Annotated in this window: 26 protein-coding genes and 1 pseudogene; 10 read left to right on the top strand and 17 right to left on the bottom strand. The window is 74.0% G+C overall.

Annotation, left to right across the window (positions count from 1 at the left end; all coding sequences use genetic code 11):
• Nucleotides 1–11: 11 nt before the first annotated feature.
• Complete coding sequence (locus ACFPL3_RS02960) at nucleotides 12–344, bottom strand: WhiB family transcriptional regulator (RefSeq protein ID WP_343937836.1); 333 nt, start codon at nucleotides 342–344, stop codon at nucleotides 12–14.
• Nucleotides 345–555: 211 nt separating this feature from the next.
• Here ACFPL3_RS02960 and ACFPL3_RS02955 point away from each other — a divergent pair, with 211 nt between their 5' ends.
• Entirely contained in the window at nucleotides 556–1,263 is a 708-nt protein-coding gene (locus ACFPL3_RS02955; protein WP_343937838.1) for a site-2 protease family protein, read from the top strand.
• Nucleotides 1,264–1,275: 12 nt separating this feature from the next.
• Here the strand turns inward: ACFPL3_RS02955 and ACFPL3_RS02950 are convergent, their stop codons facing one another.
• Genes ACFPL3_RS02950 through ACFPL3_RS02935 form a run of 4 tightly spaced genes read right to left on the bottom strand, consistent with a single transcriptional unit; the run spans nucleotide 1,276 to nucleotide 5,071 of the window.
• Nucleotides 1,276–1,818, bottom strand: a complete 543-nt coding sequence (locus tag ACFPL3_RS02950) for an NUDIX hydrolase (protein WP_343937840.1) — start codon at nucleotides 1,816–1,818, stop codon at nucleotides 1,276–1,278.
• On the bottom strand, nucleotides 1,812–3,020 hold the full coding sequence (locus ACFPL3_RS02945; protein WP_379588360.1) for a coenzyme F420-0:L-glutamate ligase: 1,209 nt from the start codon (nucleotides 3,018–3,020) through the stop codon (nucleotides 1,812–1,814). The genes ACFPL3_RS02950 and ACFPL3_RS02945 overlap by 7 nt, the downstream gene beginning before the upstream one ends.
• On the bottom strand, nucleotides 3,013–4,005 hold the full coding sequence (gene cofD / locus ACFPL3_RS02940; RefSeq protein WP_343937843.1) for a 2-phospho-L-lactate transferase: 993 nt from the start codon (nucleotides 4,003–4,005) through the stop codon (nucleotides 3,013–3,015). The genes ACFPL3_RS02945 and cofD overlap by 8 nt, the downstream gene beginning before the upstream one ends.
• Before the next feature lie 58 nt (nucleotides 4,006–4,063).
• Nucleotides 4,064–5,071 (bottom strand): LacI family DNA-binding transcriptional regulator, encoded by a 1,008-nt coding sequence (locus ACFPL3_RS02935; protein WP_343937845.1) that lies wholly within the window; start codon nucleotides 5,069–5,071, stop codon nucleotides 4,064–4,066.
• Nucleotides 5,072–5,201: 130 nt separating this feature from the next.
• Between ACFPL3_RS02935 and ACFPL3_RS02930 the strand changes: the two genes are divergently transcribed.
• From ACFPL3_RS02930 to ACFPL3_RS02915, 4 genes are all read left to right on the top strand, one after another.
• The gene (locus ACFPL3_RS02930; protein WP_343937847.1) at nucleotides 5,202–7,001 is read left to right on the top strand and encodes a glycoside hydrolase family 127 protein; all 1,800 of its coding nucleotides are present in this window, start codon (nucleotides 5,202–5,204) and stop codon (nucleotides 6,999–7,001) included.
• Nucleotides 7,002–7,040: 39 nt separating this feature from the next.
• Nucleotides 7,041–8,354 carry an ABC transporter substrate-binding protein gene (locus tag ACFPL3_RS02925; protein WP_343937849.1) on the top strand — a complete coding sequence of 438 codons (1,314 nt, stop codon included), beginning with the start codon at nucleotides 7,041–7,043 and terminating at the stop codon, nucleotides 8,352–8,354.
• Between the two features lie 73 nt (nucleotides 8,355–8,427).
• Nucleotides 8,428–9,363 carry a carbohydrate ABC transporter permease gene (locus ACFPL3_RS02920; RefSeq protein ID WP_343937851.1) on the top strand — a complete coding sequence of 312 codons (936 nt, stop codon included), beginning with the start codon at nucleotides 8,428–8,430 and terminating at the stop codon, nucleotides 9,361–9,363.
• Nucleotides 9,364–9,367: 4 nt separating this feature from the next.
• The gene (locus ACFPL3_RS02915) at nucleotides 9,368–10,255 is read left to right on the top strand and encodes a carbohydrate ABC transporter permease (protein WP_343937853.1); all 888 of its coding nucleotides are present in this window, start codon (nucleotides 9,368–9,370) and stop codon (nucleotides 10,253–10,255) included.
• Between the two features lie 9 nt (nucleotides 10,256–10,264).
• Here ACFPL3_RS02915 and ACFPL3_RS02910 read toward each other — a convergent pair whose 3' ends face one another.
• The 6 genes and pseudogenes from ACFPL3_RS02910 to ACFPL3_RS02885 all read right to left on the bottom strand — a co-directional run bounded on the left by ACFPL3_RS02910 (nucleotide 10,265) and on the right by ACFPL3_RS02885 (nucleotide 15,702).
• Nucleotides 10,265–11,179: a DNA-3-methyladenine glycosylase family protein gene (locus ACFPL3_RS02910; protein ID WP_343937855.1), complete on the bottom strand. Its 915-nt coding sequence runs from the start codon at nucleotides 11,177–11,179 to the stop codon at nucleotides 10,265–10,267.
• The gene (gene manB / locus ACFPL3_RS02905) at nucleotides 11,179–12,249 is read right to left on the bottom strand and encodes a mannose-1-phosphate guanylyltransferase (protein WP_343937999.1); all 1,071 of its coding nucleotides are present in this window, start codon (nucleotides 12,247–12,249) and stop codon (nucleotides 11,179–11,181) included. The genes ACFPL3_RS02910 and manB overlap by 1 nt, the downstream gene beginning before the upstream one ends.
• 14 nt (nucleotides 12,250–12,263) lie before the next feature.
• On the bottom strand, nucleotides 12,264–13,028 hold the full coding sequence (locus ACFPL3_RS02900) for a glycosyltransferase family 2 protein (protein WP_343937857.1): 765 nt from the start codon (nucleotides 13,026–13,028) through the stop codon (nucleotides 12,264–12,266).
• A 40-nt stretch (nucleotides 13,029–13,068) separates the two neighbouring features.
• Nucleotides 13,069–13,956, bottom strand: a pseudogene (gene mmuM / locus ACFPL3_RS02895) (homocysteine S-methyltransferase); the annotation flags it as partial.
• Nucleotides 13,957–13,972: 16 nt separating this feature from the next.
• Nucleotides 13,973–14,824: a tetratricopeptide repeat protein gene (locus ACFPL3_RS02890; RefSeq protein ID WP_343937859.1), complete on the bottom strand. Its 852-nt coding sequence runs from the start codon at nucleotides 14,822–14,824 to the stop codon at nucleotides 13,973–13,975.
• Nucleotides 14,825–14,874: 50 nt separating this feature from the next.
• Nucleotides 14,875–15,702 (bottom strand): glycosyltransferase, encoded by an 828-nt coding sequence (locus ACFPL3_RS02885; protein ID WP_343937861.1) that lies wholly within the window; start codon nucleotides 15,700–15,702, stop codon nucleotides 14,875–14,877.
• Nucleotides 15,703–15,864: 162 nt separating this feature from the next.
• Between ACFPL3_RS02885 and ACFPL3_RS02880 the strand changes: the two genes are divergently transcribed.
• A complete protein-coding gene (locus ACFPL3_RS02880; RefSeq protein WP_343937863.1) occupies nucleotides 15,865–17,466 on the top strand; it encodes an LCP family protein in 1,602 nt (533 codons plus the stop codon).
• Between the two features lie 20 nt (nucleotides 17,467–17,486).
• Complete coding sequence (locus ACFPL3_RS02875; RefSeq protein ID WP_343937864.1) at nucleotides 17,487–18,209, top strand: TIGR03089 family protein; 723 nt, start codon at nucleotides 17,487–17,489, stop codon at nucleotides 18,207–18,209.
• Between the two features lie 13 nt (nucleotides 18,210–18,222).
• Here ACFPL3_RS02875 and ACFPL3_RS02870 read toward each other — a convergent pair whose 3' ends face one another.
• Nucleotides 18,223–19,233, bottom strand: coding sequence for an acyltransferase family protein (locus ACFPL3_RS02870; RefSeq protein ID WP_343937866.1), 1,011 nt, complete (start codon nucleotides 19,231–19,233; stop codon nucleotides 18,223–18,225).
• A gap of 169 nt (nucleotides 19,234–19,402) precedes the next feature.
• Here ACFPL3_RS02870 and ACFPL3_RS02865 point away from each other — a divergent pair, with 169 nt between their 5' ends.
• Entirely contained in the window at nucleotides 19,403–19,786 is a 384-nt protein-coding gene (locus ACFPL3_RS02865) for a hypothetical protein (protein ID WP_343937868.1), read from the top strand.
• On the opposite strand, the gene ACFPL3_RS02860 is transcribed toward ACFPL3_RS02865, so the two are convergent.
• From ACFPL3_RS02860 to ACFPL3_RS02850, 3 genes are all read right to left on the bottom strand, one after another.
• Nucleotides 19,774–20,640 carry a hypothetical protein gene (locus ACFPL3_RS02860; protein ID WP_343937870.1) on the bottom strand — a complete coding sequence of 289 codons (867 nt, stop codon included), beginning with the start codon at nucleotides 20,638–20,640 and terminating at the stop codon, nucleotides 19,774–19,776. The two genes, ACFPL3_RS02865 and ACFPL3_RS02860, sit on opposite strands and share 13 nt — an antisense overlap.
• A 15-nt stretch (nucleotides 20,641–20,655) precedes the next feature.
• Nucleotides 20,656–21,615 (bottom strand): phosphotransferase, encoded by a 960-nt coding sequence (locus ACFPL3_RS02855; protein ID WP_343937872.1) that lies wholly within the window; start codon nucleotides 21,613–21,615, stop codon nucleotides 20,656–20,658.
• 325 nt (nucleotides 21,616–21,940) lie between these two features.
• The gene (locus tag ACFPL3_RS02850) at nucleotides 21,941–23,095 is read right to left on the bottom strand and encodes an acyl-CoA dehydrogenase (protein WP_343937874.1); all 1,155 of its coding nucleotides are present in this window, start codon (nucleotides 23,093–23,095) and stop codon (nucleotides 21,941–21,943) included.
• Between the two features lie 59 nt (nucleotides 23,096–23,154).
• Between ACFPL3_RS02850 and ACFPL3_RS02845 the strand changes: the two genes are divergently transcribed.
• Nucleotides 23,155–23,817, top strand: coding sequence for a TetR family transcriptional regulator (locus tag ACFPL3_RS02845; protein WP_343937876.1), 663 nt, complete (start codon nucleotides 23,155–23,157; stop codon nucleotides 23,815–23,817).
• A 332-nt stretch (nucleotides 23,818–24,149) separates the two neighbouring features.
• Entirely contained in the window at nucleotides 24,150–24,329 is a 180-nt protein-coding gene (locus ACFPL3_RS02840) for a DUF7455 domain-containing protein (protein ID WP_343937878.1), read from the top strand.
• 314 nt (nucleotides 24,330–24,643) lie between these two features.
• On the opposite strand, the gene purE is transcribed toward ACFPL3_RS02840, so the two are convergent.
• Entirely contained in the window at nucleotides 24,644–25,150 is a 507-nt protein-coding gene (purE, locus tag ACFPL3_RS02835) for a 5-(carboxyamino)imidazole ribonucleotide mutase (RefSeq protein ID WP_343937880.1), read from the bottom strand.
• Nucleotides 25,143–26,372, bottom strand: coding sequence for a 5-(carboxyamino)imidazole ribonucleotide synthase (locus ACFPL3_RS02830; RefSeq protein ID WP_343937882.1), 1,230 nt, complete (start codon nucleotides 26,370–26,372; stop codon nucleotides 25,143–25,145). The genes purE and ACFPL3_RS02830 overlap by 8 nt, the downstream gene beginning before the upstream one ends.
• Nucleotides 26,373–26,416 lie beyond the last annotated feature (44 nt).

The following is a 26,416-nucleotide window of genomic DNA, read 5'->3' as shown; positions in this document are numbered from 1 at the left end:
CCGCCGCCGGTTCAGGATGCAGCGCGGCGCAGCCGCCGCCGCTCCCGCTCGGACAGACCGCCCCAGATCCCGAAGCGCTCGTCGTGGGCCAGCGCGTACTCGAGGCACTCGGCACGCACCTCGCAGCCCGAGCAGATGCGCTTGGCCTCCCGCGTGGAACCGCCCTTCTCGGGGAAGAACGCCTCGGGATCCGTCTGCGCGCACAGCGCGCGTTCCTGCCAGTCCTGCTCCTCGCCGTCCTCCTCGATGAGGGCGGCGACGGCTTCGCCGAACGGGTCGGCGGTCGGATACGGAACCCCTGCTGTGGTTTCGACCAGCCCCATCGTGGCTGTGATGACGTTCACTCTTGCCCACCTCCCCGCGCGCCCCCGGCGTGGCTGTCACCAACCCTACGGGCTGGGAATGACAGCAATGTAAGTACAGCGCTGTCGGTCGGAGGTTTGCAAGCTGAAGCTGCCGACCGGGTGACGTGATCCACCCGGAAGGTCGCCCGATCAGCACAATGAGCCGGTGCGTGTCGACTCCTTTCGCGTCAGCCCCTGGTTCCTTGCGATCGTGGCGGTCACGGTCGCCGGAGCCCTACTCACGGTGATCGAGACGCCGCCTGTTCTGCTCACGACCGGAATCGTGCTGCTCGTGCTCGGCGGGTGGGCAGCATCGCTGTGCCTGCACGAATTCGGGCACGCGGCGGTGGCGTACCGCGCGGGCGACCGCTCGGTGCGGGCGAAGGGCTACCTCACGCTCGACATCCGCCGCTACACCGACGTCGGGCTGTCGCTGGTGCTGCCGATCGTGATCCTCCTCGTGGGCGGGATCCCGCTGCCCGGCGGTGCGGTGTGGATCAACCACGGGGCGATCCGGTCGCCGGGCGCGCGCAGCCTCGTGTCGCTGGCCGGCCCGGCCACCAACCTGGTGCTCGGCGTGCTGCTCACGGTGGCCGTCGCGATCGTCCCCATGCCGATCGGGCTCGCGGTCGGGCTGTCCTGCCTCGCGTTCATCCAGGTGATCGCGTTCGTCCTGAACATCCTCCCGGTGCCAGGACTCGACGGGTTCGGTGTGATCGAACCATTCCTGCCGCTCCCCGCGCGCAGGCTGGCGGCGCAGCTGCGGCCGTGGGCGCCGCTCGCGCTGTTCATCCTGATCATCGGCGTGCCGGGGGTCAGCGCCGTGTTCTTCCGCTTCGGGGGCGCGGTGTTCACCGCGATCGGCGGCGACGCCACGCTCGCGTTCGCCGGCTACGGCGAACTCCTCTTCTGGCGCTGACGGCGCGGCAGCTCAGCCCAGGCGGCGCCGCGCCGCCGCGACCATCGCCGGGACGGTGTCGGTGCCACCGGGCAGGCCGTCGAGCGGCCACCAGCGCAGGTCGTCGGACTCGTCGCTGATCCTCGGCACCGCACCGGCAGGCGCCCGCACGAGGAACCGGACGTCGAGGTGGCGGGTGGGCTGCCCGAGCGAGCAGGTGATCGGGTGGACGTCGACGTGCAGCGGCTCCGGGTCGATCTCGAGCTCGGGGATGCCCGACTCCTCCTCGGCCTCCCGCAGCGCCGCTCCCGCGAGCGAGCGGTCGCCGGGCTCGCAGTGCCCGCCCAGCTGGATCCACCGCCCGACGCGCGGGTGCAGGGTGAGCAGGGTGTGCTCCGCGGCCGCGTCCACCACGAGGGCGGAGGCGGTGAGGTGCCCCGGCACGCACGAGCGCGAGCACGCGTCCTCGGGGCGGGCGTCGAGGAACGCGAGCAGGGCGTGCCGCAGGCCCTGCTGTGCCGCGTCCGCCGGTTCCCAGGCCCGCAGCTCGGCGGCAGCGGCGGCCGGCGCTACCACTCGACGAGCCCGGTGGCCGGGTCACCTTCGGGGCCGGGCCGCGGTGCCTCCGCCGGCACCCCGACGACCACCACCCCGACCGGCCGCCAGCCCGGCGGGACGTCGACGGCGCCGCGCAGCACGCCCACCCCGGCCGCGGACAGCTCGGTCCACCGGGCGCCGAGCCCCTCGGCGGCGAGCGCCACGAGGAACGACCGCACGGCGCCACCGGTGGCCAGGTCGGACCCGGTGGCGAAGGCCAGGACGAGCTCGGGGGCCCCGGACGGCCGGTCGACCTCGGCGGCCAGGGCGTCGAGCAGCGCGTCGCGCCGGCCCGGGTCGTGCGGCCACGCGAACCGCACAGGGCTCTGCGGCTGCGCGAGCGCGGCGCCCGCGGCACGGCGCACCGCGGCCGCGTCCACCGGCTCGTCGGTGAACCCGTCCTCGGCGCCCAGCAGCACCGCCTCGCGCCGCCCCTGGGCGATCGCCTCCTCGGTGCCCAGCGAGAACAGGTCGTCCTCCACCGGGCGCACGAGGTCGCGCGCTGTGGACCCGTCGTCCACGGGGTTCAGCCCCCGCACCACCGCCACCGGCAACCCGCCGAGCTTGCCCTTCACCAGGTCGGCTGCGGCGGCGAGCTCGTCGGCCAGCGCCACCTCCGTGACGAGCAGCTCGTTGCCCTCCGCGTCGTGGGTGCCCTCGTAGCGGTGCAGCACGGGCAGACCCGCCGAGCCGATCGCCACGTCGGTCTGCCCCACCCGCCAGGTGCGGCCCATCGTGTCGGTGACGACCACCGCGACGTCCACCTCGCGCAGCCGCCGCAGGTCGGCGCGCAGCCGGGCGGCGCTCGCGTCGGGATCGGCCGGGAGCAGGGCTAGCTCGTCGCGGCGCACGTTGGAGCCGTCGACCCCGGCCGCGGCCTGCACGATGCCGAGCTTGCCCGCGACGATCAGCGTGCGCCCACGCCGGGCCAGCACCCGCTCGGTCTCGGCGTCCACCAGCTCGCGGCGCAGCGCGTCGCGCTCCTCCGGATCGGTGGGGGCGGGCACGAGCCTGCCCTCCGTCTTGGAGAACACCTTGGACGTGACCACCACGACGTCGCCGTCCTGGAGCCACGGCGCGGCCTGGGCCAGCGCGCCCGCGAGGTCGTCCCCTGGGCGGAAGTCGGGGAGACCGCGGACCGGCAGGATCGTGAGGCCCTCGGGGGCGGCGTGGTCACGCAACGGTGGTGCCCGCCAGCTCCAGTGCCCGCCGGGCCATCTCGGCCGTGGCCTCGACGTCGGTCATCAGCAGCGGCACGGACCGCACCTCGACGCCCGGGACGTCGGCGGTGTCGCCGCTGTGCACGAGCCAGCCGTCGAGCACGCCGCCGTCGGCACGCGCACCGAGGTGGCGCCCGACGGCCTCGGCCGTGGTCTCCACGCCGATGGCGGTGAGGCACGCGTCGGCCATGCCGCGCACCGGCTTGCCCCCGACGATCGGAGAAAGCCCCACCACCTTCGCGCTGGTCTCGCGCAGCGCCTCCCGCACGCCGGGCACGGCGAGGATCGTGCCGATGCTCACCACCGGGTTGGACGGCGCGAGCAGCACGGCGTCGGCGTCGCGGATCGCGTCGCGCGCCGCGGGCAGCACCTTCGCCTCGTCCGCACCGACCGAGACGATGTCGTACGCGGTGGGCTCGGCGTGGTGGCGCACCCACCACTCCTGGAAGTGGATCGCCTTGCGGGCCTGCGGGCCGGTGTCCGGGTCGTCCACGACCACGTGCGTCTCCACGCGGTCGTCGCTGGCCGGGAGCAGCCGCACGCCGGGCCGCCAGCGGTCGCACAGGGCGGTGGTGACGTCGGAGAGGGGGTAGCCGGCGCGCAGCATCCGGCTGCGGACGAGGTGGGTGGCGAGGTCGCGGTCGCCGAGGCCGAACCAGGTGGGCTCGGCGCCGTAGGCCGCGAGCTCGTCGCGCACCGTCCACGTCTCGCCGACCCGGCCCCAGCCGCGCTCGGTGTCGATGCCGCCGCCGAGGGTGTACATGCAGGTGTCGAGGTCGGGGCAGATCCGCACGCCGTGCATCCACACGTCGTCGCCGACGTTCACGACCGCGGTGACCTCGTGCCCCGACTCGCCCTCCCCGGTGGCGGGCAGTCCGAGCGCCGCCTTCACCCCGAGCAGGAACCGGGCGCCGCCGACACCGCCCACCAGCACCGTGACTCTCACGCGCGCGAGCCTACGCGCGCGTGATCCCCCGTCCGCAGCACGCCGTGCCACCGCGCGGTCAGTCGGGCAGGGTCGAGGCCCGCACCACCAGGCGGGTGGGCAGCTCCACCGTGCCGCGGTGCGGCCGGCCGGCCACCGCGTCGAGCAGCATCCGGGCCGCGTGGCGCCCCAGCTCCTCCAGCTCCAGATCGACCGTGGTGAGCGGCGGCCGGCAGGCCAGCGCCATCACGTCCCAGTTGTCGTAACCGGTGACGGCCACGTCCTCGGGGATGCGCCTGCCCAGCTCGCGCAACCGCTCGCAGACGCCACGGGCGATCTGGTCGCTGCCGCACGAGACGGCGTCGAGGTCGGGCTGCGCGCGCAGCAGGAGCTCGGCGGCGTGGCGCCCCCACCGCTCGCTCCACTCGCCGTACAGCGCCGGGCCGCGGAACGCCGCACCGGCCGCGGCGGCGGCCGCGGTGGCGCGCTCGACGGCGCTGCGGTGCCGCTGCGGGCCCGTGACGTGCGCGATCGCGGTACGCCCGATGTCGAGCAGGTGCCCGACGGCGGTGGCCGCGCCGCCCGGGTCGTCGACCACGACGGAGGCGTCGGCGGGGTTCGTGGAGCTCGAGAACGCGTACACGACGGGGACGGGTACGTCGATCGGCTCCCGCGGCTCGGTGCGCCTGCCCGTGACGACGATCCCGTCGACACGGCGGGCGAGCAGCGTGCGCACGTAGTGCTGCTCGCGCACCGGGTCGTCGCGGGTGTCGCAGAGCAGCAGCGCCATCTCGCCGGCGGAGAGGGCGTCCTCGGCCCCGAGCATGATCGGGATGCTGAACCGGCCCGAGCTGTCGGTGGTGATCAGCCCGACCGTGTAGCTGCGTCCCGACGACAACGCCCGGCCCCGGCCGTCGGGGGTGAACCCGAGCTGCTCGGCGGCGCGACGCACCCGCTCACGGGTCTCGCGGCGCAGCTGGCCGGTGTCGTTCAGCGCCTTGGACGCCGTGCCGGGCGACACGCCGGCCAGCGCGGCGACGTCGGTGATCCGGACGGTGCCGGCGCGACCGGCAGGGTGACTCGCCACCGACACCTCCTTTCCGCGCGTTCCGCGTGGATCAGCTTACCCACCCACCAACCCTTGACCGTTAGGGGCACCTCGCCCTACGGTCTGTCCGGAAAACGAATTCCTAATTTCCGTGACACGCAGGAGCGGCATGACGGCGACCTCGCCTCCCACCAGCACCCGCGGCCCCGCCGCCCCGACCGGCACCGCCCAGGTCGCGTTGCGGCCACTCGGCGTCGGAGAGGTCCGGATCGGCGGCTTCTGGGCAGACCGGCAGCGGGCCAACGCCACCGCCGTGCCGCTCGGGCGGCAGCGGCTGGAGGAGGCCGGCAACCTCGAGAACCTGCGCATCGCCGCCGGTCGCGCGAGCGGCGAGGCGATCGGGCCGATCTTCGCCGACTCCGACGTCTACAAGTGGCTCGAGGCCGTGGCGTGGGAGTACGCCCGCCACCCCTCCGACGAACTGCTGGCGATGCAGCGGGAGATCACGGCGATCGTCGCCGACGCCCAGGAGCCCGACGGCTACCTCGACTCCGTCGTGCAGGTCCGCCACGGCGGGCGCCGCTACACCGACCTGCCGTGGAGCCACGAGCACTACTGCGCCGGGCACCTCATCCAGGCCGCCGTGGCCCAGGTCCGCTGCACCGGCGACACCGCGCTGCTCGACGTGGCCGTGAAGGTCGCCGACCACCTCGCCGACACGTTCGGCGAGGACCGCCGCCACGACGTCGACGGACACCCGGTGATCGAGATGGCCCTCGTCGAGCTGTACCGCGAGGCCGGCCACGCACGGCACCTCGAGCTCGCCCGCTACTTCGTCGAGGCCCGCGGCCACGGGCTGATCAGCGCCTACGGCCACGACCCGACCTACTTCTCCGACCGGGTCCCGGTGCGGGAGGCCACCACCGTGGAGGGCCACGCCGTGCGCGCGGTCTACCTCGCCGCCGGTGCCGCCGACGTCGCAGCGGAACGGGGCGACACCGCGCTGCTCGACGCGCTGGCCACCCAGTTCGACCACATGCTCGCCACCAAGACCTACGTCACGGGCGGGCTCGGCGCCCGCTGGGACCGCGAGGCCTTCGGCGACCCGTACGAGCTGCCCACCGACCGCGCCTACGCCGAGACGTGCGCGGCGATCGGCGGCGTCCAGTGGGCATGGCGGATGCTGCTGGCCACCGGGGACGCCCGCTACGCCGACGCGATCGAGCGGATGCTCTACAACGGCTTCCTGGCCGGGGTCTCGCTGTCGGGCACCGAGTACTTCTACGTCAACCCGCTGCAGCACCGCAGCGAGGCGCACGCCGACGGCGACCGCTCCCCCGCCCACGGCCGCCGCGGCTGGTTCGACTGCGCCTGCTGCCCGCCCAACGTGATGCGCACGCTGGCCGGCCTGGAGGGCTACCTGGCCACCCGCGACGGCGACGGCGTCCAGGTGCACCAGTACGCGCCCGGCACGATCAGCGCAGGCGACACCACGCTCACGGTGGAGACCCAGTACCCGTGGGACGGCCTGGTGCGGGTGCGCGTCGACGCGGCGCCCGGCCCCGTCACGCTGTCGCTGCGCGTGCCGGCCTGGGCGGAGGGCGCCACCGTCGACGGGAAGCCGGCCGAGCCCGGCTACGCCCGGGTGCGGGTCGGCGCGGGCGAGGTCGTGGAGCTGCGCCTGCCGATGGAGGTCCGCACCACCACCGCGCACCCGCGCGTCGACGCCGTGCGCGGCTGCGTCGCGATCGAGCGCGGGCCGCTGGTCTACGCGGCCGAGCAGGCCGACCACGACACCCCGGTGGACGACCTGCACATCGACCTCGCCGCTCCGCGCTCGAGCGAGCACCGCCCCGACCTGCTGGGCGGCGTCACCGTGGTCACGGTCGGCGAGCTGACTCTCGTGCCGTACTACGCCTGGGCCAACCGCGGTGCCGCCCCGATGCGCGTCTGGATCCCGACGACCTGACCCGGTTCGGACCCCGGAGAGAAGGACCCCAAGAGGACGATGACGACCTCACGACGCGGTTTCCTGCGGCTCGCCGGCCTCGGTGCGCTCGCGGCCGGGTTACCCGCCTGCAGTTCCGTGCTGCCGGCACCGGACACCTCGGCGTCCGGTTTCGGCAGCACGGCCACCGGCCTCGTCCGGGTCTGGTGCAGGGCCAACACCCAGGAGGGCCTCACCGCGCTCGTGGAGTCGTTCAACGCGAGCCAGGACCGGCTGACCGTCGAGCTGACGCCCATCCCGGACGTCCAGTACGTCACGAAGCTCGCCACGGCGATCCGCGCGCGGGACGTGCCGGACCTGGTGGACATCGACGACATCAACTCGCTGCTGTTCGTCTACCGCGACGCGTTCACAGACCTCACCGACCTCATCGCCGAGCTCGACTACGCCGACCGGCTCAGCCCCGGCCACCTGGCGCTCGCGACGGTCGAGGGCAGGCGGTACGCGGTGCCCTACCTGGCCGACAACTCGGCGCTGTTCTGCAACACGCGGTTGTTCGAGCGGGCCGGGCTCGACGTCGACGAGGCCACCACCGACCTGGACTCCCTGCTCGACGCGGCGCGCAGGATCACCGCGCTCGGCGACGACGTCCGCGGGTGGACCTTCCCGGGCAACGCGACCGGCGCGCTCGGGTTCGTGGTGCAGCCGCACGTCTGGGCCGCCGACACCGACCTCATCCACGGCGAGGTCGGCACCCAGACCGGCAACGTGCTCGGCAACGAGGCCGTGGCACGGATGCTCGAGTTCTACCGCGCGCTCTGGGTGGACGGGCTCGTGCCACCGGAGAACTTCGCCGACGACGCCTCCCGCTGGGGCTCGGACTACCAGGCGGGCCGGATCGGGATGATCCCCTCCAACTACAGCACCGTCACATCCGACGCCGACCCGGAGCTCGTGGCTGCCACCACCGTGCGGCTGCTGCCCGGCCCCGACGGCGGGCGCGCCTTCTTCGACGGCGGCGACAACATGTGCATCCCCCGCGGCGCGGCCAACGCGTCCGGGGCCTGGGAGTTCGTGAAGTTCGCGCTCGACCTCCCGCAGCAGGCGGCGCTGCCCGAGGGCGGTTACACCCCGGTGCGCTCCGACGTCGCGACCCCGGAGTTCGCGGCACGCAACCCGCTCGTGCTCCCGCCCCTGCTGAACCAGCACGAGGGGTACGCGCCGCAGACGTTGCCCTACAACCAGATCTACAACCAGCCCGACGGGCCGTGGCTGACGATGATCCGTCGCGCGGTCTTCGACGGCGAGATCGAGGCGGCCATGGCAGAAGCGCAGGTCGGCTACGACCGCATCCTCCGGCAGGCGCAGGCATGAGCGAGCGTCAGCGAGCGAATCATCGATACAGCGCCTGCGCGAAGCGCCGGCCGAGCGTCAGCGAGGACGAGCGATGAGCGCGACGATTGCGGAGCGCGCGGCTGCGCATCCCGAGGCGCAGCCCCGGACCGCGCGACGGCGATCGCTCACCCACCCACCGCGCGTCGGGCTCCTGCTCGTGGCGCCTGCGGTCGTGATGATCGGGGTGTTCGTCCTCGCGCCGCTGCTGTTCGCACTGGGGATCTCGTTCACGAACTGGCCGCTGATCGGCGAGGTGGAGTTCACCGGCGTCGACAACTACGTGAGCATCGGCAGCGACCTCGGCTTCCTGCGCGCGGTGCTGTACACGCTGCTCTACACCGGCATCGTCACGCTGCCGATCCTCGTGCTCGGCTACGCGCTGGCGGTGCTCGTGCGCAGCAGGCGCCGCGGGGCCACGCTGCTGCGCACCGTGTTCTTCCTGCCGTTCGTGGTGGGCCTGACCACGCTGTCGTTCATCACCCTGCTCGAGGCGCAGCCGGGCAGCGGCGCGATCAACCTGGTGCTCTCGGCGCTCGGCATCACCGACGGCAGCACCGCGTGGCTGGTGGACGGGCCGCTGGCCACGGTGCTGGTGTCGGTGCTGGTGATCTGGGGTGTGTCCGGGCTGACGATGCTGCTGCTCATGGGCGGGATGCAGGCCATTCCGCGCGAGGTCTACGAGTCGGCCGACCTGGACGGCGCGAGCTGGTGGCAGCAGGAGTGGCGGATCACGATCCCGATGCTGCGCCGCACGATCGCGATGTCGCTGGTGATCTCGGTGATCGGCTCGCTGCTCGCGTTCACCCAGTTCTACATCCTCACCCAGGGCGGGCCGGGCTCGGCGACGGCCACCGTGGTGCTCTACATCTACAAGCGCGCCTTCGTGCAGCTGCAGCTCGGCGCGGCCACCGCGCTGTCGGTCGTGCTGGTGGTCGTGATCGCGCTGGTCACGGCCGTGCAGATGTGGCTGGTCCGAGGCGAGGAGTGAACCGATGACCGCATCCGCAGCCGCAGCCGCCCCCGGCCGCTCCAGCACCGGCCGCCGCGAGACCCGCACGAAGCGCCTGCTCTACGCCGTGGGCGGCACCGGCGCGTTCCTGGTGTTCGCCGTGCCGCTGGCCTGGGCCCTGTTCCGGTCGCTGCAGCCCGGCGACGTCATCGTGGCGGCGCCGGACCCGGCCACCTTCTTCGACCTGACCGGCGAGAACTTCACGGCGCTGGTGACCGGCCCGGGCAACCTCATCCGCGCGGTCGGCAACAGCCTGGTGGTCGCGCTGTCCATGGCGGTGCTGACCACCGTGCTGGCCACCGCGGCCGGGTACGGGTTCGCCCGGTTCCGCTTCCGGTCCGGCCCGCTCCTTTTCGCGCTGCTGGTGGCCTCGATGATGGTGCCGTTCCAGGCCATCCTCACGCCGCTGTACCTGCAGATGAACCTGATGGGGCTCACCGACAGCCTGCTCGGGCTCGTCCTGTTCACCACCACGCTGAACCTGCCGTTCGGGGTGCTGGTGATGCGGAACGCGTTCTCCTCGATCCCGGGCGAGCTGGAGGACTCGGCGCACATCGACGGCGCGGGCACGGTCCGGATCGTCACGTCGGTGCTGCGGCCGCTGATCACGCCCGGCGCCGCCACCGTGGCCCTGTACGCGTTCCTCGCCGCGTGGACGGAGTTCCTCGGCGCGCTGACCTTCCTCACCGACACCGACCTCTACACACTGCCCGTGGCGATGGTGAACCTGCAGCAGGGCACCTACGGCCAGATCAACTTCGGCTTCATCGCCGCGGGCTCGGTGATCGCGATGATCCCCTGCGTCGTGCTGTACGTGGCGCTCCAGCGCTTCTACGTCGCAGGGCTCGCCTCGGGCGCGGTCAAGGGCTGACGGGGTCGGTCAGATCGCGCGGTAGTCCCGCGCCGAGTAGCGCGGGCCGAAGCGCGGGCGGCGGAAGCCGGAGGCCTCCACGTAGCGCACCGCCCGGTGGCGTTGCGGCGCGTACGGCGCCAGGACCGTCAGCATCCCGGCGTCGTCCAAGGGCTTGCCCACCAGCGCCCAGCCGACCACCGTCGGGATGTGGAAATCGCCGACGCTCACGGCGTCCGGGTCGCCCCACGCCCGCTGGGCGATCTCGGCGGCGGTCCACACCCCGATCCCCGGCACCTTGCGCAGCAGCTCGCGTCCGCCGTCACCACCCAGCTCGCAGGCCGTCTCCAGGCGGTGGGCCACCGCGGCCGAGGCGAGGATCGCGCGCCGCCGCGCGAGGTCGACACCCGCCCGGTGCCACTCCCAGTCCGGGATCGCGCGCACCTGGGCCGGCGTCGGGGGCAGCCGCATGCCGTCCGGGGCGGGGCCGGGCGCCGGGTCGGCGAAGCGGCGGCACAGCTCCCGCCACGAGCGGCGCGCCTCGGTGCCGGTGACCTTCTGCTCCAGCACCGAGGGCACGAGCACGTCCCACACCCGCATCGACGCGCCGAGGCGCAGCCCCGGCATCCGCTTCGCGGCGTCGGCCACCAGCGGGTGGTGGGCGACGAACTCCTCCGGCCGGTCGTTCGCACCGAGCAGGGCGGGCAGCCCCTCGAGCGACCAGTCGGCGCCCGGCCCCCACGCCTGCGCCACCACGGTGCCGTCGGAACGCCGGTGCAACCGCATCGTGGCCGGACCGGCGGGCGTGGTGCCGGTGCGCCAGATCGCCGTGCCGTCGGCGTGCCACGTCGGGTCGCCGCGGCCTCGGCGCAACGGCCCGAGCACGCCGGCGACGTCGAGCCGGAAGCCCGGCCGCCACTCCCGCGCGCTCGAGCCGTCCCCCATCAGACGTCCGGGGAGAAGCGCAGCCCGTGCGGGGGCAGCGTCACGTCCGGCCAGACCCGCATCCCGTGCCGCAGCTCGCAGTGCGCGCCCACCGTGGCCCGGTCGCCGATCACGGCGTCGTAGACGGCGGCGCTCTCCTCGACGCGCGCGCCGGTGCCGACGACCGAGTTCACGACGCGGGCGTTGTCCTCGACCACTGCGCCGTCGAACAGCATCGACCCGTCGACGCGGGCGCCGCGGCCGATCCGTACGTCACGGCCGACGATCGTGCCGCCGAACACGCGGGCGGTGTCGTCCACCTGCGCCCCGTCCAGCAGCAGCGACTCGCCGGTGGGGCCGGGCAGCGCCGCCGACGGCGCCACGCCGCGCACCAGGTCGGCGGAACCCTTGACCAGGTCGAGCGGGGTGCCCAGGTCGCGCCAGTAGGCGGCGTCGACGTGCCCGGAGACGCGGGCGCCCGACTCCAGCAGGCCGGGGAACGTCTCGCGCTCCACCGACACCGGCCGGCCCTCCGGGATCTGCTCGATCACCTCGCGGCGGAACACGTAGCAACCCGCGTTGATCTGGTCGGTGGGCGGGTCCTCGGTCTTCTCCAGGAACGCCGTGACCCGCCCGTCCTCGTCGGTGGGCACGCAGCCGAACGCCCGCGGGTCCTGCACGCGCACCAGGTGCAGCGTGGCGTCCGCCTTGGTGCGGCGGTGGGTCTCGACCACGGCGTTCAGGTCCGTGCCGCACAGCACGTCGCCGTTGAACACCAGCACGTCCGGCGCGGTGAGGTACTTGGAGACGTTGCGGATGCCGCCACCGGTGCCCAGCGGCTCGGTCTCGACCACGTACTCGATCTCCAGGCCCATGGCGGCCCCGTCGCCGAAGAACTCCGAGAAGGTCTCGGCGAGGTAGCTCGTGCCGAGCACCACCCGGCGCACGCCCGCTGCCTGGATCCGGGAGAGCAGGTGCGCCAGGAAGGGCACGCCGGCCGTCGGCAGCATGGGCTTGGGCGCCGACAGCGTGAGCGGCCGCAGCCGCGTTCCCTTGCCGCCGACCAGCACCACGGCCTCGACGTCGTCCAGCACGCGTTCTCCTCCTACGGTTTCGGGTCCGGGAGGCGGCGCGCGAGCGCCGCCAGCGCCCGCGCCGGTCCACGAGCGCGGTCGCGCACGTACCGGTGCGATCCGGCCGCGTGCGGCTCCAGGATGCCGTGCCCGTCCACGTTCGTGTCACCGGGCTCGACATGCGCCACGGCCTGCGGCACGGCGACGACCAGCCACCCCGCCCGGCCCAGCCGGTCGCCCAGGTCGACGTCGCAGAACCCGCCCGGTCCGTCCAGGTAGCGGCCGTCGAACCCGTCGACGGAGTCCCACGCGGCGCGGCGGACGAGGGCACCCGCCGTCGACACCCAGCCGGTCGGGCCGGCTGCGGCGCCGCCCCGGACGCGGCCGCACGCGACGTCGAGCAGGCTCGGCAGCGGCCCACCGGCCCGCCCGTCCACGCCGCTCAGGTGCGCGCCCAGCAGCCCGGCGCGGGGGTGGCCGGCCGCGGCCGCGCGCAACGCGTCGATCGCGCCTTCGCGCCAGCGCAGGCACGGGTCGCTGAGCAGCACCCACCCGACCTCGGCCGCCAACCCGGCCACCCCGCGGTTCAGCGCCGCCGCCCGCCCGACGTCCTCGGGAAGGCGTAGGACGACGCCGTCCCCGTCCCCGTCCCCGCCGGACGACGCGGTGTCGACCACCACCAGGCGCGTCCCCGCGGGCAGCGACGCCCGCAACCGGTCGACGGGCGGGCGGCCCCGCCGGGTGGTGGTGACGACGGCCAGGGCGTCGCCGTACTCCCGCACGGGATCGGTCTCCACGGGGGAACGCTAGCCGCCCCGTGGTTCAGGAAAGCCACATTCAGGGCCTCTCCGGCCTTGAATGTGGCTTTCCTGAACTTCGGAGCGTCGCCGCCACCTCCGCGATCTCCTCCGGTCCCACCCGGCAGCATCCCCCGACGATCCGGGCGCCCGCCGCCACCCAGCCGGGCACGTCGGCCGCCGTGAACCGGCGGTGGCCGATCCATCCGCCGTCCCAGGCCTCGCCGCTGTTCGGGTAGGCGATCACGGGCAGGCCGGTGACCTCGCGGGCCACCGCGACCGCCCCCGGCACGTCCTGCGGGGCGCAGCAGTTCACGCCGACCGCGACGATCTCCGGCCGGCCCACAGCCACCGCGAAGGCTTCGGCGAGCGGCTGACCGGCGCGGGTGCGGTCGCCGTCGATCGTGTAGCTCAGCCACGCGGGCACGCCGAGCCCGGCGACGACGTCGGCGAGGGCCTCCGCCTCGTCGGCGTCCGGCACGGTCTCGAGGGCGAGCAGGTCCGGGGCGGCCGCGGTGAGCACCTCCACCCGCGGCCGGTGCCAGCGCCGCAGCGCGGCGACGGTCAGCCCGTAACGGCCGCGGTACTCCGACCCGTCGGCGAGCGCGGCGCCGTAGGGCCCGACGGACGCCGCGACCCACCGCTCGCCCTCGCCCTCGGCGGCCGCGGCCTCGCGGGCGAGCTCGACGCTGCGGGTCAGCAGCCGCTCGGCGCCCGCGCGGTCGACGCCGCGGGCGGCGAGGCCGTCGAAGGAGGCCTGGTAGCTCGCCGTGATCGCGATGTCGGCGCCGGCACGGAAGAAGGAGCGGTGCACGGCGACGACCTCGGCCGGGGCGTCGATCAGGAGGCGCGCCGACCAGAGCGGGTCGGAGAGGTCGTGGCCGCGGGCCTCGAGCGCGGTGGCCATGCCCCCGTCGGCGACGAGGACGCGGTCGGGCGGGAACTCAGTACTCGTCGGCTTCCACCCCGTCCAGCTCGGCCAGTGCCTCGACGGCCTGCCGGTCGCCCTCGTCGGCGGCCATCTGCAGGTAGCTCCGCGCCTCGTCGAACCTACCCTCGTCGTAGAGGAACCGGCCGAGGGCGAAGGCCGAGCCGGGTTCGCCGAGCCGCTCGGCCTCGCGGAACTCCCGCTCCACGGCCTCCGGATCGGCGCCGGTGCCGCTCAGGAACTGCCCGTACGCGGTGTGGGCCCGCAGCGCGCCGAGCTGACCCGCCCGCCGGTACAGGTCGTGGGCCTCGCCGTGGCGGCCCTGCTGCGCGCGCACCTCGGCGAGCGCGAGGACGGTGTCGGGCTGCCGCTCGGTCGCGTACCGCTCGGCGGCGGCCGCGGCGGCGGCGAGGTCGCCCGCGTCCAGGTGCAGGGCCACCACGTTGGCAGCGGCGAGCTGGTCGCCCGCGGCCGCCGCCTCGACGAGCACGTTCACGGCCTCCACCATGCGGCCCTCGTCGCGCAGCAGGATCGCGAGGTCGTTCGCCGCCGGCACGTCCCCGGACTCGACGGCGAGCCGCAGCACGGTCTCGGCGCGCTCCCGCTCCCCCAGCTCGACGAGCGCCACGCCGAGCCTGCCCGCGAAGCGGACGTGCCCGTCGTCGACGAGCGGCCCGAGCCAGTCGACGACGGCGCGCCAGCTCCCGCTGGCGAGGTAGGCCCGCAGCAGCAGGTCCGGCGCCGACGGTTCACCGCCCGCCATCGCCTGCCGCAGCACCTCGATCGCCTCGAACGGGCGGCCGTCCGCGATCAGAGCGGCCCCCTGCACTGCGAGGTCGGCCGGGTCCGGTCCGGGTGACGGGTTCATCGCACCCCCTCGTTCGGGTGGCGCGATGCTGCCACCCGACCCGGGAGGGCTCACCGGCGGTAAGGCGCAATCACCTTCCGGTAGACCGAACGGCGGAAACCCTCCGGGACCAACCGGTAGCCGCCGCGTACGACGAGGTTGCGGGCGTACTGGGCGGGCGTGGTGAAGCCGAGCTCGCGGAACCGGTGCTGCACGGCGATCTCGGCGCGCAGCAGGTCGAGCCCGCCGCGCCGCGCGTACGCCCCCGCGCCCACCCGGTACTTCACGAGCGGCTCGGCGACGTTGGCCACCCGCGCGTCGGCGAGGATCAGCTTCGCCCAGAGCAGGTAGTCCTCCATCTTCGCGAAGTCGGTGTAGCCGCCGACCGCGGTCACCAGCGACCGGCGGTAGACGACCGTCGGGTGGTTGAACGGGGTGGCGAACCGCGCGCGCTGCCGGATCTCGGCGGGGTCGGTCGGGACCACCCGGGTGGCGAGGATCTCGTCCGGGTCGTCGGCGAATTCGACCAGGCCAGAGCCCACGATGTCGATCCCGGTCTCGATGATCGGCAGCTGCACGGCGAACCGGTGCGGGAGGGAGATGTCGTCGGCGTCCATCCGCGCCACCACCTCGTGCCGGCACGCCGCGAGGCCGGCGTCGAGCGCGGGCCCGAGCCCCTGGTTGTGCTCCAGCTCCACGAGGTCCACGGGCACCGGGCTGCCCGCCGCCAGCTCCGCGAGCTTCGCGGAGAGCTCGGCGGGCACCGGTCCGTCACGCACGATGACGACCTGGTCGGGCTGGCGTGTCTGGGCGTCGACCGACGACCGGAACGCGTCCTCGAGGAAGTCCGCCCGGTCACCTGCCCAGACGGGCAGCAGAAGCGACAGCTGCTCGGACAACGACAGCTCCCTCCGCTCCGGTCGGGTTCACCGGAGTAACGGTGCGTAACAGGCAGTGCCGCGACCACGGTCACCCGCGACACGCCCCTCGGCGGTGTGGACGAGCGCGCCTCGTGTTGCACCCTAGGAGACAGGACGATCACGACGAGCGGAGGTGCACCCATGAACGGGCGGAGCACCGGGCGCTCGACGCTCACCCGGCCGGCGATGGGGCCGCGTCCCCCGGCCGGGTCGCGGACGCGGCCGGTCACCGGAGGCCCGCCCCCGCGCCGGATGCCGCCCCCGAGGCGGCCGGCGCGGCGCGGGTTCGGGCGGCGCCTGCGCACCGTCCTCGTGGTGGCGTCCGCGCTGGTCCTGCTCCTCACCGGCACGGCGTGGGCCCTCTACCGGGACGTCACGGCGGGGATCAGCACCACCGACGTCATCGCGGGCGGCGGCGACGGTGGCGACCTGAACATCCTGCTCGTCGGGGTGGACAGCCGCACCGACGCGCACGGCAGGCCGCTGCCGCCCGAGGTGCAGCGGATGCTCTCCAGCGGCCCGGACACCGGCGTGCTGAACTCCGACACGATCATCCTGCTGCACGTGCCGGAGGGCGGCGGGGCGGCCACCGCGTTCTCGATCCCCCGCGACGCGTACGTGGACATCCCCGGCTACCGCCGCGACAAGATCAACGCCGCGTACCCGGCCACCAAGGCGCGCGCCGCCGAGCGGCTGGCCGCCGAGGGGGTGCGGGAGCCCGAGCGGGAGGCCGAGGCGGCCGAGGAGGGGCGCACCGCGCTGATCCGCACCGTCGAGAACCTGACGGGCCAGACCGTCGACCACTACGCCGAGGTCAACCTGCTCGGCTTCCACAACCTCACCACCGCGATCGGCGGCGTCGACGTCTGCCTGCGCAAGGCGGTCGACGACCCGCTGTCCGGCGCGCACTTCGCCGCCGGACCGCAGACGATCTCCGGCACGGACGCGCTCGCGTTCGTCCGCCAGCGCCACGGCCTGCCCGAGGGCGACCTGTCCCGCATCCGCCGCCAACAGGTGTTCATGGCCGCGGTGGCCGACAAGATCCTCTCCAGCGGCACGCTCACCGACCCGGCGCGGCTCGCGGCGCTCGTGGGCGTGGCGCAGCAGTCCCTCGTGATCGACGCGAACTGGGACCTGCTCGGGTTCGCCCAGCAGGCGGCCGGCCTCGCCGCCGGGAACCTGCAGTTCGTCACGATCCCCACCAACGGCGGCGACTCCAACTCGCGCGGCGACGTCGTGCTCGTCGAGCCCCGCGCGGTGGCGGCGTTCATCGAGCAGCGGATCGCGGAGCAGGCCGCGGCCGCGCAGGCCGCCGAGGAGTCGGCGGCGGTCGCGCAGGCGGTGCCGCCCCCGCCGCCCGACCTCATCGCGTCCCGGTACGTGGTGGAGGTGCGCAACGGCTCGGAGCTCGGCGGCATGGCAGCCTCGGTGGCCGCCCGCCTGCGCGAGCTCGGCTTCGCGCGCGGGATCGTCGACAACACCGCGGCCACCGACACCTCGGTGGTGCGCTACACCGGCGCCGACGGCGACGCCGCGGCCGCGGTGGCCGAACAGCTCGGTGGCATCAGCACCGAACACGACGAGGCGGTGGCTCCCGGCCACCTGAGCGTGGTGCTCGGCGCCGACTTCGACCCGGCCGTCGTGCCGAGCACGGACGAGCCGCCCGCGCCACCCGCCGCCACCAGCTCCGCGCCGGAGCCGACCCAGCCGATCACGGCGGCGGGCGTTCCCTGCATCGACTAGATCGCGCTTAGGGTGGCGGGGTGACGCTCACCGCCGCCCTGCTCGGCCCGTTGCGCTCGGCCGCCGCCGCCGCACGCCCGCTGATCACGTTCTACGACGACGCCACCGGCGAGCGCGTGGAACTGTCCGGCACCACCACGGCGAACTGGGCGGCGAAGGCGGCGAACCTCCTGAGCGAGGAGTGCGACGCCGAACCCGGCACCCGGGTGGCCCTGCTGCTGCCCGCGCACTGGCAGACGGCCGCCGTGCTGCTCGCGGCGTGGTGGTGCGGGGCCACGATCATCACGGAGCCGGGCGACGCGGAATGGGTGCTGTGCGACGCCGACCGCGTCGACCTCGCGCTGGCCTCCGGCCCGTCCGGCGGCGTGGTGGCCCTGTCGCTGGACGCCTTCGGCAAGGGCATCGCGGGCCTGCCGCCGGGCGTGGTCGACTTCGCCACGGAGGTGCGGCTGCAGGGCGACGACTTCGTGCCGTTGGAGCAGGTGCCCGACAGCGCGCCCGCGTTGGACGACGCCACGGTCGGCGAGGTCCTCGCCGGTGCGCGCGCCCGTGCCGCCGAGCTCGGCCTGTCGCGCACCGACCGCGTGCTGTCCACGCTCGAGTGGAACACCGCCGACGGCCTGCGCGACGGCCTCCTCGCGGTGCTGGCCGCCGAGGCGTCGCTGGTGCAGGTCCGCAACCCCGACGAGGACGCGCTCGCCCGCCGGGCCGCCACGGAGCGCACCACCGTCCGGCTCGGGTAAGGCGCCCGGCGCCTCAGCGCGTGACGGGCGCGGGCTCGCTGTGGGCCAGCCGCGCCGGGAGCGCGAACAGCCACCGGGCACCCACCGCCACCAGCGCGCGGTGGGTCAGGAGCGACAGCGCCGTGCATGCGAGCGCCATCAGCACGGGGAGCGCGTACCCCGCGGCCGGGGGAACGGGGACGAGGCGCAGCCCGACCACGAGCAACGCGATCCAGAAGACGTGGATCAGGTAGACCGGCAGCGTCCGCGCGCCGAGGGCGACGAGCGGGCGGCCCACCCGGTACCGGCAGATCCACGCGGCGAACAGCACCCCGAAGACGAGCGCGAGGAGGTTCAGCGCGAGGGCGACCCCGGGCAGCCAGCGGGCGCCGAGCGCGATGGCGACGGCCGCCCCCGCGACGCACGCGACGGCCGCGGCGACCACCCGCAGCGCGCTGGTGGCCGCGGCCAGCCGCTCTATGACGTGCCGGGCGTGCCAGCCGAGGAGGAAGAAGACCAGGTAGCGGGCCATGCGGTCCCACATCTCGTTGCCCAGCTGCACGGTCTCCGCCGCGACCAGCGCCGACAGCACGCCGGCCACGCCCAGCTGCAGCCAGGGCGGAACGCCCCTGCTCAGCTTCCCGAGCACCGCGTACAGCGCCAGCGCGTAGAGGAACCACACCCCGGACCCGGGGATCAGCGGTGCCAGCGCCAACGCCATCGGGTCCGTGTCGTCGACGTAGGGGTCGACGGCCGCCACCGCGGGGATGTGGAAGAAGGCGAAGCGGATCAGGGTCCACACCGCGAAGAGGTAGAGGAAGAACGCCACGCGCTTGTGCAGCAGTGTGCGCCACGGTGCCGCCAGCGGCCCGGCGACGAACATGCCGGAGGCGAGGAAGAACAGCGGCATGCGCATCGACGCGAGGGCGGTGTTCGCCGCCACCACGGCAGGCGGCGCCATGCCCGACGTCTGCAGGAACATCACGGCGTGGTGCATCACCACGAGGAGGATCGACATTCCCTTGGCAGCGTCCACCCAGGCCACGCGTGCGAAGTTGCGGTGCCCAGACATCCGCGCAGAGGTTTCCAACCGTTACCTGTGAACACGCTGAGGATTCGGCGATCATTGCCTCGACCGGGCTGCGTACGACGCCGATCCGCCCGATCAGGGCACGACGTCCGGGTGGCCCCGTCCCGGCCACTACCGTGGGTACGTGCCCGACGCCGCCGCCCCCGAGCCGCAGGTGCTGGTGATCGGCCTCGACCCGCACCGGGTGCCCGGTCCGTGGGACCCCACCCCCGTGGCCGACGCGATCGCCGCCGGCATGGCCCGCTTCGCCGAGGCCGGCGTCGGCGCCGAGACCTGCCTGTTCGGGCTCGACGGCAGCGACGACATCGAGGCCGTGGTCACCGAGGCGCTCGACCGCAGACCGTGGGCGGTGGTCGTCGTCGGGGGCGGCGTCCGCCACGACCTCGACCTGTTCGAGCGCGTCATCAACCTCGTGCACCGGCACGCGCCGGGCGCCGCGATCGCCTTCAACGACAGGCCCGACACCGTCTTCGACGCCGCCGCGCGCCGGCTGCGTCAACCGGGCTGACGGCCGGGCGCTCCGCGCAGCGAGTAGCGGTGGAGCGCCACCCCGGGTGCCGCGGTGCGGACGAGATCGCCCACCCCGACCACCTGGCGGGGACTGGCCCATGACTGCGACGGCTTGTGCAGGGCCCAGCCGCCGCCGAGGGTGACCGCGGCGTGTGTGCTCGTCAGATCGGCGTCGCGCCAGACCAGCACGGTTCCCGGGAGATCGTCCTCACCTCCTGGGGCGCAGTGGGCGTCCAGCCATGCTTCGAAGGGTTCCCGCTGCATCCAGCTCTCCGCAGCGTCCGGTACTCCGGCTGCGGCCATGACGGTGCCGAAGCAGTTCGGCCCGCTCCCTTCGGCGAAGGTCCCGCTGAGCGCCTCGGCCCGGGGCAGCCCGACTGCCGCTGCACGCCAGACCTCCACCGGCACCGACGCGCGCCGGCACGTGAGGTGACCGTCGCTCACCACGCGCTCGAGAACGGCGTCGGAACGGGCCTCCACAAGGGATGGCCACCAGACGAAGTGGTGCCCGTCGGCCTGCTCGCGCAGCACCCGGGCCTCGACGACGTCCGTCCAGCCGTCCACCGCAGGCACTGCTCCCCGCCCGTGTTCCACCGGCGCCCGGACGAGCGCGGCGCGAGCACGCCGGGGCAGGTCGCGGAAGGCGCGTTCGTCGAGCCACACGACGTCCAGCCCAGCGGGCACGTTCCAGACCTCGTAGGTGTCGCGCAGCTCGCCGGGCAGGTCGCGCCGGGTGCGATCGAGGTTCACCGCCTCCTGAGGAGTCAGGAAGAACGGTTGGCGCGCGGGCGCCAGCCAGCCGGCCCAGCGCCGGACCAGCGAGGGCTCGACCTCGATCCCCAAGACCTCCACCGCGGCGCTGTCGACCTACGCGTGGGAGCGGGTCACGCGATCGCGCAGGACCCGGTCGAGCGCCGCCCGTCCCGCCGGACCCCACGCCGGCTTGCCGCCGGGCAGGCCGCGGTCCCCGTTCTGCCCCATCAGCATCAGGAAGAGGCTCTTCAGCGCGGCCAGCCCGCGGGCGCGCCGAACCGTCGCCTCGTCGGCCGCCCCGTACGCGGCGAAGAAGCGTGCGGCCGCACCCGCGGGCAGCAACAGCCAGGCGGCCGACAGGTCCAAGGCCGGGTCGCCGGCGAACAGGTCGCCGAAGTCGACGACGCCCGCCAGCGTCCCGTCCGCGACGACGACGTTCGCGGGATGCAGGTCGCCGTGCACCCACACCGGCGGACCCTCCCATGCGGAGGCCGCGACGGCGTCGTCCCAGACTGCCCGGACAGCGGCGGCGTCGGAGCCGATCGCGTCAGCGTCGACGGAGTCGAAGAAGTGGTTGAAGCCGTCCGTGGAGTCCTCGGGATGCGCGCCGCGGCCATCCCGGTCGGCCGGTGCGTCGGCGGGCGCCGGTACGTGCAGCGCCCGGAGGAACGCCGCCAGGGTGTCGGCCGCGTGCTCACCGCGGATGATCGACCCGTGGTCCAGCGGCAGGCCCGGCACCCACGTCATGACCGTCCAGATCTTGGGGAAGCGCTCGGAAGGCGCACCACTCCGCACCGGGACGGGGATCGGCAGCGGCAGGCGCGGGGCGAGCAGCGGCAGCCACCGGCGTTCCTTGAGCTGGAGATCGGGGTCGGTGTCCATGCGCTGGATCCGCAGGGCCAGCTCGTCCCCGAGGCGCCACATCTGGTTGCCCCAGCCGCCCTTCACCTCGCGGAGGGGCAACTCGGCCAGGTCCGGATGCTGGTCCCGCAACAGGTCGCGTATGAGGTCAGCGGTCACCTCGGCCTCGATCTCGGTCATCCGGAGCAACATACTGAGCTCGACCGCGACCATGGTCGCTCCGGAGACCCCCGGTGGGTTCCGCGGAACCCGCCGCAGCGACCCGCATCGGCCGGGGCCTCCTGGTGGCTTCCCCGGGAGGCCTGGGTTCCGCGGCGATCAGGACGAAACGGCGGATCTCACGGCGATCAAGAGCATCTAGCGACCATCTCCCCTTGATCGACGCCCCTGGAGCGCGAAATCGGCCATCTGCGGGCCCATGATCAGAGAGTTGGCGCATTCCCGTGTCGAAAACGCCCGGGAATGCGCCAAACCCGTGATCATGGCCGCGGAACCGGCCTCCGGTGGCCTGCCGTGGTCACCGCGGTCAGGCCGAACCTCACTTGAGCAGGGCCCGCGCCATCACCATGCGCTGGATCTGGTTGGTGCCCTCGTAGATCTGCGTGATCTTCGCGTCGCGCATCATGCGCTCCACGGGGAAGTCCTTGGTGTAGCCGTAGCCGCCCAGGAGCTGCACGGCGTCGGTGGTGACGCTCATCGCCGTGTCGGAGGCGAAGCACTTCGCCGCACTGGAGATGAAGCCGAGGTTCGGCTCGCCGCGTTCGGCGCGCGAGGTGGCGACGTAGACGAGTTGGCGGGCGGCCTCCACCTTCATCGCCATGTCGGCGAGCATGAACTGCACGCCCTGGAACTCGCCGATGGTGCGGCCGAACTGCTTGCGCTCCTTGATGTAGGCGGTGGCGGCGTCGAGCGCGCCCTGCGCGATGCCGACGGCCTGGGCGCCGATCGTCGGGCGGGTGTGGTCGAGCGTGGCGAGCGCGGTCTTGAACCCGGTGCCCTCCGCGCCGATGATCCGCGTGGCCGGGATGCGGCAGTCGGTGAAGTAGATCTCGCGGGTCGGCGAGCCGTTGATCCCGAGCTTGCGCTCCTTCGGGCCCACCTCGAAGCCGGGGTCGTCGCGGTGCACGACGAACGCGGAGATCCCGTTGGCCTTCTTCTCCGGGTCGGTCACCGCCATCACCGTGTACCAGGTGGACTGGCCGGCGTTGGTGATCCAGCACTTCGTGCCGGCCAGCACCCACTCGTCGCCGTCGCGGCGGGCGCGGGTCTTCATCGACGCGGCGTCCGAGCCGGCCTCGCGCTCCGACAACGCGTAGCTGATCATCGCGTCGCCGGCGGCGATGGACGGGAGCACCTCGCGCTTCAGCTCGTCGGACGCCGAGAGCAGGATCGGCGTGAGCCCCAGCCCGTTGACGGCCGGGATCAGCGACGAGGAGGCGCAGACCCGCGCCACCTCCTCGATCACGATGCAGCCCGCGAGCTCGTCGGCGCCCTGGCCGCCGTACTCCTCCGGGATGGTGACGGCCTGGAACCCCGCTTTGACCAGCGCGTTCTGCGTCTCGATCGGGTAGCGGCCCTGATCGTCGACCTCCGCGGCGTACGGGGCGATCTCCTTCTCCGCGAGCGCCCGCACCGCCTCGCGCAGCGCTTCGTGCTCGTCGCTGAGCCGGTAGGTGTCGAAGTCGGGGTTCATGCCGCACAGCTTAACGGCACTGAGTGCCGCTTGTACACCGTCCTGTTACCCTGCGTGCCATGAACTCCCGTCGTGGCCGCTCGCCCGAGGGACGAGCCGAGGTGCGGCGCGAGCTCGTGGCCGCCGCCGTCCGGCTGTTCCGCACCCGCGGCTACGAGGAGACGACGGTCGACGACATCGCGGCCGCTGCGGGCGTCGGGCGGCGGACGTTCTTCCGCTACTTCCCGAGCAAGGAGGACGCGATCTCGCCCGACCACGAGGTCGCGCTGGCGCGGATCGACGAGGTGCTCACCACCGCGCACCCGACGGAGCCCACCGCGTCGCTCGTGGTGCGCGCGGGCGAGACGGTGTTCGACCTGTACGCCGAGGACCCCGGGCTGTCCGTGGAGCGCTTCCGGCTCACGCACGAGGTGCCCGCCCTGCGCGACCGGGAGTCGGCGCGGGTGGACCACTACCGGCGTCTGTTCACCCGCCGGCTGCGGGAGCGCTTCGCCGGCGAGCCGGACGGCGACCTGCGGGCCGCGGTCATCGGCGCCGCCGTGGTGGCGGCGCACAACCTCGCGCTGCGCGGGTGGCTGGCCGGCGGCGGGCGGCCCGACGACGTGGAGCATCATCGGGAGCGGTTCCGCAAGGTGATCGACCTGCTGCCCCGGGAGCCGGGCACGCCGGACGTGACCGAGCGCCTCGAGGCGGCCGTGGCCCGCCTGGAACGGCACGCCTGAGCCCGCGGCTATCACACGCTTCGCCGATCGTCCACCGGTGGCATGGGGGACACCCCCCAAAGCGAAGGTGATGCTGGCGGCAATCGGTCGGGAGGGCAGCGGGGTGGTAGCGGCCTCCCGCGGTGCCGGATGCTTCTCTCACCGCAGGCAGCGATCCGGCGGAAGGAGAGCGAGGATGAGCACGCAGGCGCCCCCCTCAGCCACCGCGAGCTCGTCCCTCTCCGTAGCCGTGATCGTTGCGGATCGGCCTGCGGTGCAGTTGGCGAACTGGTCGTGGGCGGCAGGCACCCCCGCGACCAGTCCGCTGCACGTCGAGGAGCGGGAGGCCCGCTGTGTTCAATGACGTCCTGCCCGTGCTCACCCGCCAGGATCTCTGCGACCGCTGCTGCGCCGCCGCCCTCGTGCGGGTGGTTCTCCCGGCCGGCAACGATCTCCTGTTCTGCGAGCACCACGCCCGCAAGCACGCGCCCAGGCTCCGCGAGATCGGCGCGTCGCTCTCGCCCGAACCCTGACTCCCCGGCACCCGCCACGAGCCCGGTCGCACCGCGACCGGGCTCGTGGTGGTTCTACGGACATGCGTGATCCCCGGGCCGCAGCGCACTGCGTGATCGAGCTGGACGGGCTCGGACCCGGGGATCACGGGTGACTGCCTGGGATTTGCCGGCACCACTACCGGCTTCCACATAGGCCGTCGGAAACGAGTCCTGTGGTGCTAGCGGACAGCCACCTCACGAGTCCTGTAGCTATTCAACGCTGGACCACCTCCTTTCCCGTGTACCGCCACACTACGTGCGGCGGCGGGCGGCGCGCCACGGGTTTCCGCGGATCACTCCGGACCGGCGGCGGCGGCGCGCAGCGCGGCGTCCTTGGCCAGCACCGAGTCGGCGAGGTCGGCCTGGAAGCGCACCATCCGCTCGCGTAGGGCGGCGTCGCCCACGGCGAGGATGCGCACGGCGAGCAGCCCGGCGTTGCGCGCCCCGCCGACGGCCACCGTGGCCACCGGCACCCCGGCCGGCATCTGGGCGATCGACAGCAGCGAGTCGAGGCCGTCGAGCTGCGCGAGGGGCACCGGAACGCCGATCACCGGCAGCGGGGTGGCGGCCGCGACCATGCCGGGCAGGTGTGCCGCACCCCCGGCCCCCGCGACCACCACGCGCAGGCCGCGCTCCGCGGCGCTCGCGGCGTAGTCGAGCATGCGCTGCGGGGTGCGGTGCGCGGAGTAGACGCCCACCTCGTACGGCACCTCGAACTCGGCGAGCGCGGCGGCGGCCGCCTCCATCACACGCCAGTCCGAGTCGCTGCCCATGATCACGCCGACCTGCGGGTCACGCACCGTGCACCTCCTGCTCGACGCGGCCGGTGTGCGGCGACCAGCCGTCCGGCCACTCCGCGGTGGACAGCCACGCGGCGGCCAGCGCCGCCCGCGACCGCACCTCGGCCATGTCCTCGCCGAGCGCGGTGACGTGCCCGACCTTGCGGGCCGGACGCTCCGCCTTGCCGTAGAGGTGCACCTTGACGTCCGGGAACCGGGCGAACAGGTGGTGCACCCGCTCGTCCACCGACATCGCGGGGGTCTGCGCCGCGCCGAGCACGTTGGCCATGACCACAGCGGGCGCGGTGGGCGCCGTGGCGCCCAGCGGGTAGTCCAGCACCGCCCGCAGGTGCTGCTCGAACTGCGAGGTGCGGGAGCCCTCGATCGTCCAGTGCCCGGAGTTGTGCGGTCGCATGGCCAGCTCGTTGATCACGAGCACGCCGTCGGTGCGCTCGAACAGCTCCACCGCGAGCAGCCCGGTGACCCCGAGCTCGGCGGCGATCCGCAGCGCCACCTCCTGCGCGCCTGCGGCCACGTCCTCGTCGAGGCCGGGGGCGGGCGCCAGCACCTGCACGCACTGGCCGTCCTCCTGCACCGTCTCGACCACCGGCCACGCCGCCGCCTGCCCGAACGGGGAGCGCGCCACGAGCGCGGCCAGCTCGCGCCGCAGCGGCACGGCCTCCTCCACCAGCAGGGGTGTGCCCGCCGCCAGCAACTCGGCCACGAGCCCCGGCTCGGGAGCGCGCAGCATCCAGACACCGCGCCCGTCGTAGCCGCCGCGGGCCGCCTTGAGCACCACCGGCCACCCGTGATCGGCGGCGAACGCCGCGACGTCGGCCGGCTCCCGCACCTCGGCGTACGCCGGGACGGCCGGCCCGAGGCCGGCGAGCCTGCGCCGCATCACGAGCTTGTCCTGGGCGTGCAGGAGCGCGTCCGGGCCCGGGTGCACGGGCACACCGGCGTCGGTGAGCGCGCGCAGGTGCTCCTGAGGAACCTGCTCGTGGTCGAACGTGACGGCCGAGCACCCTCGTGCGAAGGCGCGCAGCGCGGGCAGGTCGTCGGCCGAGCCGGGGTGGACGTCGGCGCACACCTGGGCGGCGGGGTCGGCCGGGTCGGCGGCGAGCACGCGCAACGACTGGCCGAGCGCGATGGCAGCCTGGTGCGTCATCCGGGCGAGCTGCCCGGCGCCGACCATGCCGACCACCGGCGGGCCCCCGATGGGGTGCGAGGGGGTGGCGTTCACGGTGCAGGAAGCCTACCGGCGAGCACCTCGGCGCCCGCGTCTGG

This window comes from Pseudonocardia zijingensis (assembly GCF_042657305.1).
Classification (GTDB): Bacteria; Actinomycetota; Actinomycetes; order Mycobacteriales; family Pseudonocardiaceae; genus Pseudonocardia; species Pseudonocardia zijingensis.
This window is presented reverse-complemented; position numbering and strand designations above follow the sequence as displayed.

Excerpts from the sequence above, each read along its gene's own strand:
- ACFPL3_RS02930 (WP_343937847.1), top strand. The coding sequence starts at position 5,202 with ATGACGGCGACCTCGCCTCCCACCAGCACCCGCGGCCCCGCCGCCCCG.
- ACFPL3_RS02925 (WP_343937849.1), top strand. The coding sequence starts at position 7,041 with ATGACGACCTCACGACGCGGTTTCCTGCGGCTCGCCGGCCTCGGTGCG.
- ACFPL3_RS02920 (WP_343937851.1), top strand. The coding sequence starts at position 8,428 with ATGAGCGCGACGATTGCGGAGCGCGCGGCTGCGCATCCCGAGGCGCAG.
- ACFPL3_RS02915 (WP_343937853.1), top strand. The coding sequence starts at position 9,368 with ATGACCGCATCCGCAGCCGCAGCCGCCCCCGGCCGCTCCAGCACCGGC.
- ACFPL3_RS02910 (WP_343937855.1), bottom strand. The coding sequence starts at position 11,179 with ATGGGGGACGGCTCGAGCGCGCGGGAGTGGCGGCCGGGCTTCCGGCTC.
- ACFPL3_RS02890 (WP_343937859.1), bottom strand. The coding sequence starts at position 14,824 with ATGAACCCGTCACCCGGACCGGACCCGGCCGACCTCGCAGTGCAGGGG.
- ACFPL3_RS02880 (WP_343937863.1), top strand. The coding sequence starts at position 15,865 with ATGAACGGGCGGAGCACCGGGCGCTCGACGCTCACCCGGCCGGCGATG.
- ACFPL3_RS02855 (WP_343937872.1), bottom strand. The coding sequence starts at position 21,615 with ATGGTCGCGGTCGAGCTCAGTATGTTGCTCCGGATGACCGAGATCGAG.
- ACFPL3_RS02850 (WP_343937874.1), bottom strand. The coding sequence starts at position 23,095 with ATGAACCCCGACTTCGACACCTACCGGCTCAGCGACGAGCACGAAGCG.
- ACFPL3_RS02845 (WP_343937876.1), top strand. The coding sequence starts at position 23,155 with ATGAACTCCCGTCGTGGCCGCTCGCCCGAGGGACGAGCCGAGGTGCGG.